Source organism: Croceivirga sp. ABH4_376, assembly GCF_056160685.1.
In genome coordinates this window covers 815,526-830,691 of record NZ_JBSWXQ010000001.1, presented here as the reverse complement: position 1 = coordinate 830,691, position 15,166 = coordinate 815,526, and the positions used below count along the sequence as shown (strand labels likewise).

Annotated in this window: 16 protein-coding genes and 1 tRNA gene; 6 read left to right on the top strand and 11 right to left on the bottom strand. The window is 36.6% G+C overall.

Annotation, left to right across the window (positions count from 1 at the left end; all coding sequences use genetic code 11):
* Nucleotides 1-3: 3 nt before the first annotated feature.
* The 5 genes from ACXAGS_RS03635 to ACXAGS_RS03615 form a co-directional block, all read right to left on the bottom strand.
* Nucleotides 4-204: a hypothetical protein gene (locus ACXAGS_RS03635; protein WP_474904591.1), complete on the bottom strand. Its 201-nt coding sequence runs from the start codon at nucleotides 202-204 to the stop codon at nucleotides 4-6.
* A complete protein-coding gene (gene lptC / locus ACXAGS_RS03630; protein WP_474904589.1) occupies nucleotides 197-805 on the bottom strand; it encodes an LPS export ABC transporter periplasmic protein LptC in 609 nt (202 codons plus the stop codon). The genes ACXAGS_RS03635 and lptC overlap by 8 nt, the downstream gene beginning before the upstream one ends.
* 2 nt (nucleotides 806-807) lie before the next feature.
* Nucleotides 808-2,181 (bottom strand): tetratricopeptide repeat protein, encoded by a 1,374-nt coding sequence (locus tag ACXAGS_RS03625; protein WP_474904588.1) that lies wholly within the window; start codon nucleotides 2,179-2,181, stop codon nucleotides 808-810.
* 102 nt (nucleotides 2,182-2,283) lie between these two features.
* The gene (gene bamG, locus ACXAGS_RS03620) at nucleotides 2,284-3,546 is read right to left on the bottom strand and encodes a BamG family beta-barrel-assembly machinery protein (protein WP_474904586.1); all 1,263 of its coding nucleotides are present in this window, start codon (nucleotides 3,544-3,546) and stop codon (nucleotides 2,284-2,286) included.
* Nucleotides 3,547-4,275, bottom strand: a complete 729-nt coding sequence (locus ACXAGS_RS03615) for a type III pantothenate kinase (protein WP_474904585.1) — start codon at nucleotides 4,273-4,275, stop codon at nucleotides 3,547-3,549.
* Between the two features lie 134 nt (nucleotides 4,276-4,409).
* Here ACXAGS_RS03615 and ACXAGS_RS03610 point away from each other — a divergent pair.
* Nucleotides 4,410-4,482, top strand: a tRNA-Phe gene (locus tag ACXAGS_RS03610).
* Nucleotides 4,483-4,778: 296 nt separating this feature from the next.
* Here the strand turns inward: ACXAGS_RS03610 and ACXAGS_RS03605 are convergent.
* Nucleotides 4,779-6,344, bottom strand: a complete 1,566-nt coding sequence (locus tag ACXAGS_RS03605; RefSeq protein WP_474904583.1) for a glycoside hydrolase family 32 protein — start codon at nucleotides 6,342-6,344, stop codon at nucleotides 4,779-4,781.
* A gap of 64 nt (nucleotides 6,345-6,408) precedes the next feature.
* On the opposite strand from ACXAGS_RS03605, the gene ACXAGS_RS03600 reads away from it, so the two are divergent.
* The 5 genes from ACXAGS_RS03600 to ACXAGS_RS03580 are packed head-to-tail and all read left to right on the top strand — an operon-like array spanning nucleotide 6,409 to nucleotide 10,031.
* Nucleotides 6,409-6,912, top strand: coding sequence for a rhodanese-like domain-containing protein (locus tag ACXAGS_RS03600; protein ID WP_474904582.1), 504 nt, complete (start codon nucleotides 6,409-6,411; stop codon nucleotides 6,910-6,912).
* A 12-nt stretch (nucleotides 6,913-6,924) separates the two neighbouring features.
* Nucleotides 6,925-7,545: a TIGR04282 family arsenosugar biosynthesis glycosyltransferase gene (locus ACXAGS_RS03595; protein WP_474904580.1), complete on the top strand. Its 621-nt coding sequence runs from the start codon at nucleotides 6,925-6,927 to the stop codon at nucleotides 7,543-7,545.
* Entirely contained in the window at nucleotides 7,545-8,360 is an 816-nt protein-coding gene (locus tag ACXAGS_RS03590; protein ID WP_474904578.1) for a purine-nucleoside phosphorylase, read from the top strand. Before ACXAGS_RS03595 ends, ACXAGS_RS03590 begins: the two co-directional genes overlap by 1 nt.
* A complete protein-coding gene (arsM, locus tag ACXAGS_RS03585) occupies nucleotides 8,357-9,322 on the top strand; it encodes an arsenosugar biosynthesis arsenite methyltransferase ArsM (protein ID WP_474904577.1) in 966 nt (321 codons plus the stop codon). Before ACXAGS_RS03590 ends, arsM begins: the two co-directional genes overlap by 4 nt.
* Before the next feature lie 7 nt (nucleotides 9,323-9,329).
* Entirely contained in the window at nucleotides 9,330-10,031 is a 702-nt protein-coding gene (locus tag ACXAGS_RS03580; protein WP_474904575.1) for a TIGR04283 family arsenosugar biosynthesis glycosyltransferase, read from the top strand.
* Nucleotides 10,032-10,037: 6 nt separating this feature from the next.
* Here the strand turns inward: ACXAGS_RS03580 and ACXAGS_RS03575 are convergent, their stop codons facing one another.
* The 5 genes from ACXAGS_RS03575 to ACXAGS_RS03555 all read right to left on the bottom strand — a co-directional run bounded on the left by ACXAGS_RS03575 (nucleotide 10,038) and on the right by ACXAGS_RS03555 (nucleotide 14,997).
* Nucleotides 10,038-10,967 carry a hypothetical protein gene (locus ACXAGS_RS03575; RefSeq protein ID WP_474904573.1) on the bottom strand — a complete coding sequence of 310 codons (930 nt, stop codon included), beginning with the start codon at nucleotides 10,965-10,967 and terminating at the stop codon, nucleotides 10,038-10,040.
* A 73-nt stretch (nucleotides 10,968-11,040) separates the two neighbouring features.
* Nucleotides 11,041-12,294, bottom strand: coding sequence for a POTRA domain-containing protein (locus ACXAGS_RS03570; protein WP_474904572.1), 1,254 nt, complete (start codon nucleotides 12,292-12,294; stop codon nucleotides 11,041-11,043).
* Nucleotides 12,295-13,317 carry a glycoside hydrolase family 113 gene (locus ACXAGS_RS03565; protein ID WP_474904570.1) on the bottom strand — a complete coding sequence of 341 codons (1,023 nt, stop codon included), beginning with the start codon at nucleotides 13,315-13,317 and terminating at the stop codon, nucleotides 12,295-12,297.
* 47 nt (nucleotides 13,318-13,364) lie between these two features.
* Nucleotides 13,365-14,255, bottom strand: a complete 891-nt coding sequence (locus ACXAGS_RS03560) for a hypothetical protein (protein WP_474904568.1) — start codon at nucleotides 14,253-14,255, stop codon at nucleotides 13,365-13,367.
* 25 nt (nucleotides 14,256-14,280) lie between these two features.
* Nucleotides 14,281-14,997 (bottom strand): DUF547 domain-containing protein, encoded by a 717-nt coding sequence (locus ACXAGS_RS03555; protein ID WP_474904567.1) that lies wholly within the window; start codon nucleotides 14,995-14,997, stop codon nucleotides 14,281-14,283.
* Between the last annotated feature and the right edge of the window lie 169 nt (nucleotides 14,998-15,166).

Genomic DNA, 15,166 nt, shown 5'->3' with positions numbered 1-15,166 from the left:
TTATTACTTGTCTTGGTTATTTCTGGCCTCGAATTTTTTTCTATACTTTCTTCTAAAGAAAAACATAGCAATTGAAACCACCGCAAAAAATATAAATATGTAGGTTTCCTGTGGCGCCGTACTCCAAAGCGTTATTATCTTATAAAGAGAAGCTATTGCCACGGCCAAATACAAATACTCTGTGTACTTTAAAATCTTAGTCATTCTGTTCTTCTTTTATGGTCATGATACCGAACGTTTTATGGGCATTTAAGAAAGTAAAATCCTTGTTAAAATCCATACCTTCTCCATCCATGACGGTTCCTTCTTCCGGATTCGTGTATTTAAACTTTTCTTCTGTAAATATCCAATTATTATTTTGATCCCAATACAATTGCTCAGTTTCCAATTGTTTGCCATCATTACTGGTTATAACCACATTACCGCGCAAGTCGATAATCTTGGTCTGTGTATAAACCATACCATAATCTGCCCTTACAGTATTCTTGTTGCCTTCTTCGTCATAAAATTCTACCTGAAGACCTTTTGGAAACACTTTGTACCTAAAAGACAAGTTGTCATAATCTTCATTTAATGGACTCTCCAAGATAGCAATTACCTTGGTAACCGCAGAGTCTTTGGTACTCATGGGCTTTTCTGCCTCTGTATATGTTAGCTTAAAATTCTCTGCTACACCTTGCGGAAAGATTTTAGCTTTTGCCTCTTGGCCCACTCTTTCATAGTTATCTTGACAGGCCATAAAAAGGATTGCCACAGCTAATGCTGTGGCAAATCTTAAACTTGTATCTTGTATGTTTTGCAACACGCTTATAGACTAGGTACTTTTACGCTACCGCCTACCCAACAATTAAAGGTAATTGTTTTACCTGCCATTCCTGAGTTAAAAATCATAGTCTTGTCTGGAGCCTTTGCGTTATAACTAGCTGCCGTTCTACTTGCTGTAGATGCTACAGAAGGGTCTACCCTACCTGCTTGGCTAGCAGTATTTGCAGCTTTCCAGTAAATAGCTCTTTTTTCAAAAGCAGATGTTCCACAACTATTTGCACTACTTGCATATAAGTTTGCCAATAATAAATAAGCTTTACCATTTGCAGAGTTTGCCTCTATAGCTTTATTCAAGTAATTTCTGGCTTGAGATTTACTAGATTTTCTTACAATGGTTGCAATCTTATAAAGGATATTCGATTTTTTATAAGAATCTGTAGTTAATTCTACTGCTTTGTTAAAGTCTGCGATAGCACCCTTGTTATCTCCAGACTTTGCTTTTAAGGTACCACCGTATAAATAAGCATCTGCAGAAGGATCTAAAGCCAATTGAGCTTCAAACAATTTCTTGAACATTGGATCATCTGTACATTCTTTAGAAAACATTCTACCTACTGCACGCTTAACCCACTTAACATCGTTCTTTTTAGCCTCAAAATTCTTTTCGTATAACGGAATTAAGTTTTCGCAGTCTGCCAATTTACCTAACTTACCATCAACACTAGAAGCAACTTGACCAAAAGCTTTAGAGTTATTAGTATATGCTTTTACGTATCTTTTCTCTTTAGAAGTCAAAGCAGTACCCGCATCTTCCTTTGCTAACAACTTTGCTAGAGAAGCCGTGATTGCTTTGTTTTCTTCCTCTAATTTTTCGGTAACTTCATCATATACATCAAAAACTTCTTGCAATTCTTTCTTGCCCGCTTCGTGTAGATCTACCAAGCTAGAGAAATATAGATATAATGCCTTTGGGTTCTTAAAATTCTTCTTATCCGAATTAAAAGCTTCCCCCAATTGCTGATACGTTTCCTCATCAGAAATCATATTGTTATCTCGCTTTAACATTACCTTATCTATAGTAACGGAAGCAGTAGTATATTTTGCAGGAAAATGAACCTTAGAAGCGTCATAAACCCCTAACAACATATTAATATGACCATCTTTTTCTGCACCAGATGTATTTTCTATCTTATGCATTAAGATTTTTTCACCGTAGGAGTAATTTGCCTTGTTTAAACCTGGGCAATTTTCGTACACCATTTTCCATGGCTCGTAAGCAGCATCGTAGTTCTTTACTTTTGCATGCTCTGCATAAATTGAAAGATTGGTCATGCACTCAGGATTTTGTGCCTGGGCAGTACTTAAACCGATCGACATGATCCCAACAAACATGGTTAAGTAGAAATTCTTCTTCATTTTGTTAATTTTAAAGTGGTTAATGTACAAATTTTTATAGAACCGCCCCTTTAAAAATCAGGGTCTTAAGAGCTTTTTAGTGATTTTTTTGAAATAATGGATTTAATTTATTTTTCTTTTAGCAAACCATCTATCATTTAGTGAAAATCCTACATTCATTTTTAAATAACTTTCTTCCACCAAACCTTCTGCTCTAGTTCCTCTTCTACCTAGCTCGAAACCAATATTTAAATTTGAAAAGTCTCTGCCAAGTGGTACACCTAATCCAAAAGTTATGCCAAAATTATTAATCTCCTTATTTTCAACAACTAAGCCTGTTTTATCGTATTTAAGACCTGCTCTATAGGTTATTCTATTAAATACATTAGTAAGTGCACGGTAGTTAGGTATAAAGTACCCTCCAAAAGATATGGCTGAGGCATCTATATAATCCACATTGTCTTGCGCAATAAACTGATTTTCAAAGTCGCTCATTTGCTGCATGGCATATTCTGCCCCAACAAACCACTTCCTTTCTTCACCATATCCCAACCCAAAAGTAAAGGTGGTTGGTATCTTTATTTCTCCATTTTTTAATCCCTGAGCATCCAAATTAACATCCAAGACTTCTATATCCGCACCAGTTTCAGTAGAGAAAGAACCAATACGTTGACTGTTTTTAGAAATTAGGTTAACCTGGGTATCCGCCCCAAAATAAGTATGCAGCGTATGCTTGCCAATGTTTGGAGTGTAATTTATACTGTAATTAAAGTCAAACCCATCTATTCTTGAATCCCTGTTATCTATAGTTCCAAATTGCACGCCTTGTACACTTTGTAAACGCTGATAATTTAAGGTTCCAAAATTATAGTTTATGGTTGCACCTATACTAACATTTTTTATAGGCTCGTATCCCCAAGAGAGAAATACTTTATTTAAACTTCCTTCTCCACTAAAAACATTGGTTACGGAATCCCGGTCTGCATTAACTATTGTTTGATTTAAGCTATAACCAACAGAAGAATAAGGCTGTAGACCAAAAGCGACACCCATATTCTTGGCCACTGGAAAACCAATTGCCAAATAATCTAAATTACTTACAGAAGTTCTTTGTTCCTCAAAATTATCTTTAAGCCTATATTCCTTTCTAGAAATAGCACCACCGTATACAGTTAAGCGAAGCTTGGAAAGTGCAGCAGGGTTTTTTAGATTTAAATGGATGCTATCTGCATACAATTGCAAACCGCCCATCATTTGATTTTCTACGGTACCATTATCCCTACCCTCACCAACACCAAAATAGGAATATGGAGAAATAGTGCTCTTTTGCGCATATATACCAACCGAAAGCAAGCATATACATGCCACCAAAATTTGTCTAACCATTTACTGTTTATTGTATTCCAACAGGTAATTTAACCCCTCCAGCAGGAATTTAGAATTCGCAAATATGGAATTTTTTAGTCTTTTAGCAAAAAATTGCCCATCACCTCCTGTTAAAATAACTGTTAAATCTTTAAAACGGTTTTTATATTCCAGAATAACACCATCAAGTTCATGTACAATACCATTAACAACCCCACTGTGCATACTTTGTTCCGTACTATCGCCAATTAAATCCAAAGGTGCTTCTATATTTAATAAAGGTAATTTATTGGTTTGCCTATGAAGCGCCTTATAACGCATGGCCAAACCCGGAGAAATTGCTCCTCCTAAATAAGCTCCATCTGCATTAACAATATCATAGGTTATACACGTACCCATGTCAATTACCAAGGTATTTCTATTCTGGTTATGGTAGAAAGCAGCTGTTGCCAATGCCATACGGTCTACCCCCAAACTAGTAGGCGATGCATACCTATTTGTAAAGGGAACCCTAGAGGAAGGTGCCAATACGTGTACTTTGTTAAAAAGTGTGAGAATTTTTATTTCCTTTTCATCTACACCACCTACCGAACAATATATAGATTGTTTAATATTTGGAAACTCATCAAAAATTTTTTTGATCGTTTCCAAAAAATCATCTGCACTACTCGTTTTAAATAACAGCAAGCTATTACGCTGATACACACCGTATTTTACTTGTGTATTTCCTTTATCTATTACCAAGTTCATAATACAAAGTACGGTAAATAGAAAAAAAGAATCTTCTTTTTTGCGTTTTAGTTTGTAAATCCTAAAATTGAAATTATATTTGCACCCGCCTTTGAGAAATGATTTATACTTTTCAATCGCTAAAATGACATTCTGGTACCTTAGCTCAGTTGGTAGAGCAACGGACTGAAAATCCGTGTGTCCCTGGTTCGATTCCTGGAGGTACCACTTAAAATCCTCACAGCAATGTGGGGATTTTTTTGTTTTTGTACCTACCTACCCACCATTATAATTGTTAATTACTGATCCGAGTTTTAGAGAACTCCCAACTATTTACCAATTACACCAAAAAACTTACCAATTATAAAAACCCATATTTAACCAACACCTTTCAACTCTAAATTAGTTTCTGAATTAAACTAACAACACTATGAACACTATTGGAGAAAAACTTGGATATTTTGCTTGGTATATGGTTCTTGGCTTGTCTTTAGGCCTTCTTTTAACCAATCTTTATTTTTATCTTAATTAGTCCAAAAACTAGGAATAGCTGCCATTTTTAAACCCTTGATTTGGTTCTGTTCATTAGATAAATTTTCTAAGAATACCCCGGACCACTCCTCATTTGGAAATAATTGTTGGGTAAATACAAATTGACCATCATTTATAAAAACCTCCCAGGAAGACTTGTCCACATATAGCGTAACATCAAAAACATCAGGTAAATCATCAACGGGCATGTAATGTAATTTGTTTCCAAATTCATAATTAAAACTGTGCTTACCAGATTGGGTTCTATCAAAAATAAAAAGCTTACTAGCACTATCATAAACCATAGTTACCCTCTCTCCCGCAAGGTTTGTTAACCCAAACTTTAAATCTTTTTTACCCATTTTAAATTGCAAAACAGCTTGCCCAACACCAGGCATGTCTAAAGTTTCTTGTTCTCCCTTTTTTAAATCAAAAGAAAGACCATCTGCCTTGTTCTTAAGCTCCAAAAAACTTTTTAGAGGGCTACTAGTAAGGTAGTATTTGTTATTCTTCTTTTCTAGACCTAATTTTCTAGGCAACGTCATGGCACTACGCCAATTACTTGTTGGAGTTTTTAATGCATATTGCCAATTACTCATCCACCCTATAAAAACCCTTTCGTTTTTAGGCGCATCATTATAGGTAACACCGGCATAGTTATCTGTTCCCCAATCTAACCAACGGTGTTCTTTTTGTTCAGAAGTAAAGGTTGTACCATCAAAATCACCAACAAAATATTGCGTTGCACTACCCCCATTAGGACCACCACTTCCAATACTAATGAGCATTACCCATTTTTCTTCATTGCTACCGTCAACTTTAAGCTTAAACAAATCTGGACATTCCCAAACACCACCATGAGCACCTTGCTCCAAACCAAATTCACTAATATTGTCCCATTTTTTTAAGTTTTTAGAACGATATAATTTGGCATGGTCTCCGGCAACCAATACCATAATCCAACTTTTGGTTTCCTTGTGCCAGAATACTTTTGGGTCCCTAAAATCTTTATTTTTTTCATCTACCAAAATAGGATTACCCTCGTATTTTGTCCATGTTTCCCCATCATCTAAGCTGTAAGCCAAACTTTGGTATTGATATACTGGCCCACCTTCTTTTTCTTTTTTCATGTTATGATGGGTAAAAACAGCCACCATAGGCACTTTACCCTCTTTACCAAAGCCCGATGTATTTTCAACATCAACTACCGCAGAACCAGAAAATATAAAACCTAAATTGTCTGGATATAGTGCTATTGGCTTATGCTCCCACTTTTTAAAATCCTTGGTTGTAGCATGCCCCCAATGCATTGGCCCCCAAACAGTAGCATGTGGATAGTATTGATAAAATAAATGATAAGTGCTGTCCTTGTAAACCAGACCATTAGGATCGTTCATCCATCCTTTTTCTGGACTAAAATGATATTGCGCCCTATAGTTTTCGTTATAGGCAGTAGTAGTCTCCGTTTCATTAACTTGCTGGATTGGGCCTTTGTCTTGCTTATTCCTTTGGCAAGCAAAGGCTAAAAACAAAGGGACGATTAAGTATAGTTTATTCATTGCTGTGCTTTTCAAATAAGATTTGTTTAAAATAACAAATACTTTAATTGGTATCTTTGAAGGTATGAAAAAGAATTATTGGATATGGCTAATTGTGTTTGTAAGTTTTATTTCTGCCTGTGCACAAAAAACCATTCCAGAATCCCTTGCCTTGCTGAATAAGCAAAGCGTTCCGTACATAACGGTAGATGAATTGCATACAAACCCCACCTCATATGTAATATTAGACGCAAGAGAACAAGAAGAATTTGCCGTAAGCCATTTACCCAATGCAGAATTTATTGGCTACAAAAGTTTCAAAATAAAAGAAATCAGAAAAAAACTTGCTAAAAAAACAGACAAGCCTATTGTAGTTTATTGCTCTATTGGCGTACGTTCAGAAAATATTGGAGAAAAACTACAAAAGGCAGGTTTTACCAATGTTAAAAATTTATATGGAGGTATTTTTGAATGGTCCAATAAAGGTTATCCATTGATTGATAAACATAATAACACCACAAAAAAAGTACATGCTTACAGTAAGCAATGGGGAAAACTATTGACGAATGGTAAAAAAGTCTACGATTAAAAAAAATATACATTGACAAAGAACAGCACTAATCTCTTACTCATCTTTACTAGAAATCCAGAACTAGGCAAATGCAAAACAAGGTTAGCCAAGACCGTTGGTGACCAAGCCGCGTTAGACATTTATAATTTTTTATTACAACATACCGCCAAGATTACCAGCCAATTATCTTGCGACAAAGCGGTGTATTATTCCGAAGAAATTTGGCAAGATGATGTTTGGAACGCTAATAAGTATCAGAAAAAATTACAGTCTGGTTTTGATTTAGGCGAAAAAATGATGAACGCTTTTAAAGAAGGCTTTGCTGCGGGCTACAAAAACATTATGGTTATTGGAAGTGATTTGTACGATATAAATGCAGAAGAGCTAAACCATGCTTTTGAACAATTAGCAGAGCACGACTTTGTAGTTGGCCCTGCAGAAGACGGCGGCTATTATTTATTGGGAATGAACAAATTATTTCCAGCTCTATTTGCCAATAAAAATTGGGGTACAGATGATGTGCTACAAAGTACCCTGCAAGATTTACAAAAAGAGACCTACTTTTTGTTGGAAGAAAAAAATGATGTTGATTACTTTGAGGACATCAAAGACATACCTGCCTTTGAACCTTTTATAAAACACGTAAAATAATGACAAAAAAACAATTGCAAGAATCGGTTGCTTATTTACAAAGTAAAGGATTTGAAAACCCCGAAATAGGTATTGTATTAGGTACCGGTCTTGGGCAATTAGTAGACCAAATAGAAGACCAAGTTATTGCCCATTATAACCATATTCCGTTTTTTCCACTTGCTACGGTAGAATTCCACACAGGTAAATTAATCTACGGTACCATAGAAGGTAAAAAAGTTGTGGTTATGCAAGGGCGTTTCCATTTATACGAGGGGTACGATTTTTTGGATATTACCTACCCTATCCGCATAATGCAACAACTGGGCATCCAAAAATTGTTTGTTTCCAATGCAGCAGGCGCCATTAACCTAAATTTTAACAAGGGAGATATTATGCTTATAGAAGACCATATTAATTTGCAAGGTGGCTCTCCTTTGGCATTTAAAAATGTAGGCGATTTTGGAGAGCGTTTTGTAGACATGAGCGAACCTTATGATGTAGAAATGCGCCAACATTTAAAGGAGATTGCCGCTACTCATAACATCACACTTAGACAAGGGATATATGCTTCGGTTGTAGGGCCACAACTAGAGACCAAGGCAGAATACCGCATGTTAAAAATCCTAGGTGCAGATGCAGTGGGCATGAGTACCGTACCAGAGGTAATCGTGGCCAATCACCTAAAATTACCTGTGGTTGCAGTTTCTGTACTAACAGATGAGTGTGATGCAGATAATCTAAAACCTATAAACGTACAAGAAATCATAGAAATTGCTGGTAAAGCAGAACCAAAGATGATAACCTTGTTTAAGGAATTAATAAAAAAAATATGAGTTATTTAGATGCCACCCAAGACCTTTACAAGGCTGCGGCCCTAACACCAGATGTAGGTCTTTGCTGCACCACCAACCCCATATGGCAATTTCCAGGGCTTTCTATCCCTAAAATAATGCAAGAAATGAACTACGGTTGTGGGAGCACCGTATCTGCTCAAGATTTGGTAAACAACCCAAAGATACTATATGTTGGCGTTGGCGGAGGTATGGAGCTTTTGCAATTTTCCTATTTCTCTAGGCAAACCGGAGGCGTAACCGGGGTAGATTCTGTAGATGAAATGCTGGAAGCATCCAAAAATAATTTTAAAATAGCCGAGGAAGAAAACGATTGGTTCAAGAGCGATTTTGTAAATCTGGTTAAGGGCGATGCCTTGGCTTTACCGGTAGCAGATGAAAGTATTGATGTAGCAGCACAAAACTGTTTGTTCAATATTTTTAAGATGGATGATTTAAAGAAGGCTGTTGCAGAAATGTATCGCGTTTTAAAACCACATGGCAGATTGGTAATGAGCGATCCTATTTGCGAACAACCCATGAACGATGCCTTACGAAATGACGACCGCCTAAGGGCTCTTTGCCTAAGCGGAAGTATTCCTATGAAAGACTACATTAAGGTTCTTACGGATGCTGGTTTTGGTACTATAGAAATTAGAGCAAAGCATTCTTACCGTGTGCTAAGCCCTAACCATTACCCTACGGATGAATTGATACACATTGAATCTATAGAAATAGCTGCCATTAAGGACCCTATGCCGGCGGACGGACCGTGTGTTTTTACCGGTAAAACAGCTATTTATTATGGTGATGAAGCTTATTTTGATGATGGCGCAGGACACGTGTTACTGCAAAATCAACCATTGGCCGTATGCGACAAAACAGCGGCTGCTTTGGGTAAAGCCCACCCACAAATACACATAAGTGAAAGCACCTATCATTACAATGGAGGTGGCTGTTGCTAAAAGTTAAATGAATACTGGTCCGGAAATAAGCATAATTATCCCCACCTTAAACGAAGAGGTTGGCATTGGTAGTTTACTTGATTGGTTAACTACCAATACAGCTACCTTTATTTCTAAAGAAATTATAATTGTAGATGGGGGCAGTACGGACCAAACCTTACAAATAGTAGAAAACTACCCTGTTCAAGTATTAAAGTCCAAAAAAGGTAGGGCCAAGCAAATGAACTACGGGGCAAGACGTGCTAGTGGTAAAATCCTTTACTTTCTGCATGCAGATACTTTTCCTCCAAAAAAATTTGACACTATTATCCAAAACGCTAATAAACAGGGGTACAAGGCAGGTTGTTTTAGAATGCATTTTGACACCAACAATGTAATTTTAAAAGGTTTTGCTTGGTTTACCCGTTTCAATTTTAGCATATGCAGAGGAGGAGACCAATCGCTTTTTATAAACAAAAACCTGTTTTTAAAATTAAACGGATTTAACGAGGCTTATACCATTTATGAAGACAGTGAATTTATAAAGCGGGTATATAAAACCACTAATTTTAAAGTTTTGCCTGCTTACGTGAGAACCTCAGCTAGAAAATACAATCAATTTGGGTGGGCCAAAACACAGTTTCATTTTGCAGTTATACATCTTAAAAATTGGTTGGGAGCACCTCCCAATCAACTGCATGCGTATTACAGAAAACACTTTAGTGTTTAAACAAGTTTAATCAGTTAAAGATAACGAGCTATAATCTTTTTCAATACCTGTTGTTATTAGCTTATGTAGTACATCAGGTTCTCTGAGTATCAAATTATTAGCATCTTTTGATGTTTCTAACTTAATAAGGGTAACCGGAGGCAAGGTATTACGAGCCAAAAACAAATTACTCTCATTTTTAAAGGTATCGGTATATTTTATGGTAGAATTAGCTTTTGTTTCATTTACGAATATTTCATTTAAATGGTAAGCAAAACGTTCCCCAACATCACTCTTTTTATGATGAAATATAGTTACAGCCACATCGCTAGCATTGGTCTTAACCTTGGCTAAATCTATTACTAAGATGCGTTGGTATGCACCTCTATTTTTTAAATAATTTTGATTTATCCTATCTACATACGCCTTTAGGTTGTCTAGATTTGAGATGGGATCCTCAGTCATGGTTTGCTCAACGGTCATTGCTGTTGACTTTGCCTTTTGGGACTCTAGACCAACAGGAACTATAGTAGCCCCTTTAAGCATCAATTCTTTAGAAAGATTCATTAAAAAATTCTCAGAGCTATTGGCATTGGATATTGGACCATTAACAACCAAATAAATTATGGCTTCTTTTAAATTATTGTTTTCTGGTACAATTTGCGGAATTACCAAATTATCTTTTTTCACAACCTCCACTTCAGAAACTGTTCTTACCATAGCCATGCGGTACGGAATCTTGTATTCTTTACCCAATATCAATTCATTATCATTCTTAAGCAAATCTTTATTTAGGGCTATAAATTGCTTAGCATATTTGGTAGGTTCTACCCCATTTTTTCTTAGAAGTGAATAAACACCATCACCTGCTACAGCTGTTACTTTTATGTATTGTTCTTGGGCATGGCTAGCTGTAATGGCACAAACAAAAAATAGCGTAAGAATGGTAGATTTCATGATTATAGAATTAACTGCAACACTAACAAATATAGACCTTAATCGATGAAATGCAAATTTTAGCGATGAAATGTCAGAAATACTGCCCTATACCAAAAACAAAACCCTTGGAACTATTCGGCGTAATTCCGTAACCATAGTCTATTCTAAAAATGGCATTGAAAATCTTTTTATGCATCACCCTAATACCTACACCGGGATATATACGTAAGTTTTCGCTCTGAATAAAATCATCAAAAGTACCCCCGGGATTGCGCCAACTACCGCTATCAATAAAGGCATTTCCTTGGAGTACCAACCATTTTCTATCTAGTAAAGTAAATCTATATTCAGCGTTTAAAACAATAGATCCCGTACCACGATCAATAGTATTACCCACACCCCTAATATTTAAATTATTATCTACCGCAAATGGAGCAAATGGAGACGCTACATTCTTAGCCAATCCCAGCCGTAACCGCGTAGCTAAATTTCCTTTTGAACCAATACGTTTAAAAAAGGTGAAATCGTTAAAACCCAACCAGAACGGCAATAAATTATCATCGTTAGATTGTACGTACTGTACGTTTAAACTGCTTTTAAACCCGTCTAGATAGTGATAGAAATAGTTGACATTGTCATAGGTGTACAACAACTTAGTTAGCCATTTATCTACTTTAAGTTCTTGTGGCACATTAGGGTCTGTACTTCCAAAAAGATACGCGTAATCTTCTTGAAAAATAGACAGACCTAAAGCAAAATTATGTTTAAAGGTAGGCGCGTAAAGCCCCAAAATCTCTATTGATTTATTGTTGTATTTGTAATCTGCCGCTCCATTGGCTAAAAACACCGGTTCTTGTGTGGTTAAATCTTGGTAGTTGACTTCTAACCCCCATTGTGGGGAAAATAAATACGGAGCACGAAATTGCAACCCGTAACTATGAAAAACATCGTATTGGTAAAATCCGCCAACGGTCATCATCTGACCGGCAAAGTTAAACTCCTGCAAGCCCAATCTAAAAGCCAAATCTTCATTGTCCGAACTGTAAACATTGGCAAAAGGAATCAATGTATGTTGCTCCTCTACAGTATAAACAATCTTTGCGCCATTGGATTTCTCCTCTACCGTGAAATAGGCATGGGCAATCCCGGGCAAACGAATTAATCGTGCAGCATTGTTTGCTAATTTGGTACTATCTACTACCGTACCTGTTTCTAAACCTATAAGCTTTTTTAAAAGTGCTGTTTTAGTGCGTGTATTTCCTGTTACCGTAATTTCTTTTATGGTGTGTGTTGTCTGTCCAAAAGCCAGAGAACTTAATAAACAGCACAACAAAAGGAATCGCATTTAGCCTTGATTTTCTAATTGGTTTTTATAGTGTTGGCGTATGGTCTCTTCTGCAGGTTTGTTTTGTGGGGTAAACCGGTTGTTTTCTTTGCCTCCTACTTCATTATGGTGCGGAAACCATTTCCAGATAAAACCACCGGCAAACCACTCTTCTTTCCACAGCTCATCAAAAACCACTTGCAACGCCAATGCTTGTGCGTCTAGATTTACATTTTCTTGATTACGGTCTACCAGCCATGGTTTCTTAGCCGTATAATCCATACTTCTGTACCCAAATTCAGTAAATAAAATAGGTTTATCCAACGCCACATGCAACTTTTGCATTTGGTCTTTCCATTTTTGCCAACCTTTCACTAAATCTTCTTTTTTTGGCGATTTTTCTTCAGAAAGGGGAAAATAACCGTCTATACCCACAAAATCTAAATCTTTCCAGAAAGGAGTTTTGGTGTACTCGTCCCAATTAGCAGCATAGGTAAGCTTACCTTTATACTTTTGCTTTACTTGAGTTATTAGATTCTGCCAATATTCAGGACGGTTTTCTACAAACCTGTGCAATTCTGTACCAATACAGAAAATATCAATGTTACTATCTTGAGCCACTTGGGCAAAGGTTAAGATAAAATCAGAATAGCTTTTTTCTAATGCCTGCCACTGAGCCTCGGTTTTTGGCTTAAATTCACCAGTAAATGCTCCATCTCTAATCCAGATTTGTGGCTTTAGCATTACTTTAATGCCTTTACCATGTAATTCCTGGGTATATTGATTTACCCCTTCTTCTGTCTCTCCAAACCATTGGCGTTCTCTATTAAAAATAACAGTTGGTTCGTCCACACTTCTAATAAAGGCAAAGGGCATTATGGCGGCGTAATTGGCATATAACTGTTCCACAGGCCCTAAATGCTCAGGACCAATCGCTTCCCGGGTGGCCACAAAACTTACACCATTTATTTTCTCTTGAACCGTTTGCTGACCTTGACATCCAAAATAAAGTACACACAAAAAAATTAGCCCTAAACTCCTCATTTATAAATTGGTTTAGGACTAATTTAATTGTTTTAACGCTATCACCGCTAGAATATACCCCTTAGACCTATGTTAAATGTTTCTCCAAGGCCTGTATCTGTACCTCTTACAAAATTGGTATAGAGTGCTTCTATATTCAATGCTTTGGTCAATTGGTATTTTACGCCACCGCCTAAGGCTGTAAAATCTTGAGAAAATTCGGTACCTCCAGTGTTTATTAACTGGGAATGTTGTGCTAAAGCTAATACGGTAAATTTAGAACTAGGAAAATAACTTAAGAAAACACCTGGAGTTAAACGCAAACTATTATTTGCAAAACTATCTGCAGCATCACCAAAATTAAGTTCAGAATTTATTTCTGAAAATAATTGCCATTTGCCCCTTGCAAACGAGTAGTCATAGAAAAATCGGTTTTGCCATGTGTACCCTTTTTGGTCTAAAAACACGCCATTTTCGGTTTCATTGTCTACTAATGGAATAAAGAAGGAGCTTTGGATAGAAAAATTACTTACCGAAGCTATTGGAACAAACTTTACAGAAGGGGCAATAGAAGTAAGACCAGAACGGGCAGAACCTTCTTCTCCATCAAACTTAAAAACATCTAGCGCGCCACGGTTATTCACCACATTAGACCTAAACTCTACAATGGCACCAACATTCCATCTTTTATTGGTCCCCACTCCGGTGTACGCCTCTAGCGTAGATGTAAAAAAAGATTGTCTGGGCTCTTTGCCATCAGAAAAAGTACTTTCTGTTTGGGTATACAAATTGTTAAACCACTTAAGGTCCCACTGTCCTTTACCTATTAATTTAGAAGGGGTGTATTGCTGAATATTACTTTGCGCTGGTGTGTTTGCATCCTGGTCGTCTTGCGCCTTTACGTTTAATTGAGCCACTAGTAGGGCTGCTGCCGCTAGGCAGAATTTAAAATTCTTCATTACTGGTTTATTTATTTTGTTGAAATTATTTGGTGTCGTTCAAAGTCCAATCGTAAGGGTAGTACCCCACCTTGGTTTTTGTGTCTAAAGGTTCTTTTCTAAAGCGATTTAAAAAATCGATTTCATTGCCCTTTCTTGTAAAATCTTCTTTATACCACTCAAAGATTTGACTTAGCAATACTTTTTTTCCTTTTAGCTGGATAAAAGAAGGATTGTTCAACGCTAAAACAGTCTGTTCTTGCAGCTGGGCTTCTAAAGTACCAGGCATGTATGCTTTATTAATAATTGGTGGACAGCCCAATCCTGCACATACCAATACAAAGTGAAACCGTGCCTCTTCCTTAAAGTTTTTCCGCAACAATTCATTTTCAATAGCATTTAGGGTGATGTTTTCCCCACCTACTTCGTGCTTTTTACCATCAAAAAAACCGTTAATGGCTAAAGGAGATTTTACTGGATATGCAGCCACAATACCATCTATCACTAATAAATTATAGGTGTTTATCCAAAAAGCTTGGTACGTTTTGGCTTCATCTGGGGTTACGCGTATCGTTTTTGCTAATTGTAGTGCCTCTTGCAATGCTTCCGGATTTTCTTTCACGGCTTTATAATTTACACGACCATTTGAAACATAACTTGCAAAAAAGCTATCTGCCTTGGTGAAAAATTGGTCTATGTCTTGTGAATACCCGTGTTGTACTACCAATAAAAGGCCTACTACTATGGTTTTTATAAATTTCATGGCTATCGTTTAATTGTCATTCCCTCATTCTGTCGCAACAAAAAATAATACCCTACACACAATTTCATTTTTTTTAAAATTTTTAGCTTACTGAATTACAGCTAATTGCCTGTTCGTAAGGCCCTATAAATCCTTACACCAACATTTTGTATTTATAATGCATCTAAAT

Coding starts and splice junctions, on each gene's coding strand:
- ACXAGS_RS03635 (WP_474904591.1), bottom strand. CDS start 204: ATGACTAAGATTTTAAAGTACACAGAGTATTTGTATTTGGCCGTGGCA.
- ACXAGS_RS03625 (WP_474904588.1), bottom strand. CDS start 2,181: ATGAAGAAGAATTTCTACTTAACCATGTTTGTTGGGATCATGTCGATC.
- bamG (WP_474904586.1), bottom strand. CDS start 3,546: ATGGTTAGACAAATTTTGGTGGCATGTATATGCTTGCTTTCGGTTGGT.
- ACXAGS_RS03615 (WP_474904585.1), bottom strand. CDS start 4,275: ATGAACTTGGTAATAGATAAAGGAAATACACAAGTAAAATACGGTGTG.
- ACXAGS_RS03605 (WP_474904583.1), bottom strand. CDS start 6,344: ATGAATAAACTATACTTAATCGTCCCTTTGTTTTTAGCCTTTGCTTGC.
- ACXAGS_RS03600 (WP_474904582.1), top strand. CDS start 6,409: ATGAAAAAGAATTATTGGATATGGCTAATTGTGTTTGTAAGTTTTATT.
- ACXAGS_RS03590 (WP_474904578.1), top strand. CDS start 7,545: ATGACAAAAAAACAATTGCAAGAATCGGTTGCTTATTTACAAAGTAAA.
- arsM (WP_474904577.1), top strand. CDS start 8,357: ATGAGTTATTTAGATGCCACCCAAGACCTTTACAAGGCTGCGGCCCTA.
- ACXAGS_RS03580 (WP_474904575.1), top strand. CDS start 9,330: ATGAATACTGGTCCGGAAATAAGCATAATTATCCCCACCTTAAACGAA.
- ACXAGS_RS03575 (WP_474904573.1), bottom strand. CDS start 10,967: ATGAAATCTACCATTCTTACGCTATTTTTTGTTTGTGCCATTACAGCT.
- ACXAGS_RS03570 (WP_474904572.1), bottom strand. CDS start 12,294: ATGCGATTCCTTTTGTTGTGCTGTTTATTAAGTTCTCTGGCTTTTGGA.
- ACXAGS_RS03565 (WP_474904570.1), bottom strand. CDS start 13,317: ATGAGGAGTTTAGGGCTAATTTTTTTGTGTGTACTTTATTTTGGATGT.
- ACXAGS_RS03560 (WP_474904568.1), bottom strand. CDS start 14,255: ATGAAGAATTTTAAATTCTGCCTAGCGGCAGCAGCCCTACTAGTGGCT.
- ACXAGS_RS03555 (WP_474904567.1), bottom strand. CDS start 14,997: ATGAAATTTATAAAAACCATAGTAGTAGGCCTTTTATTGGTAGTACAA.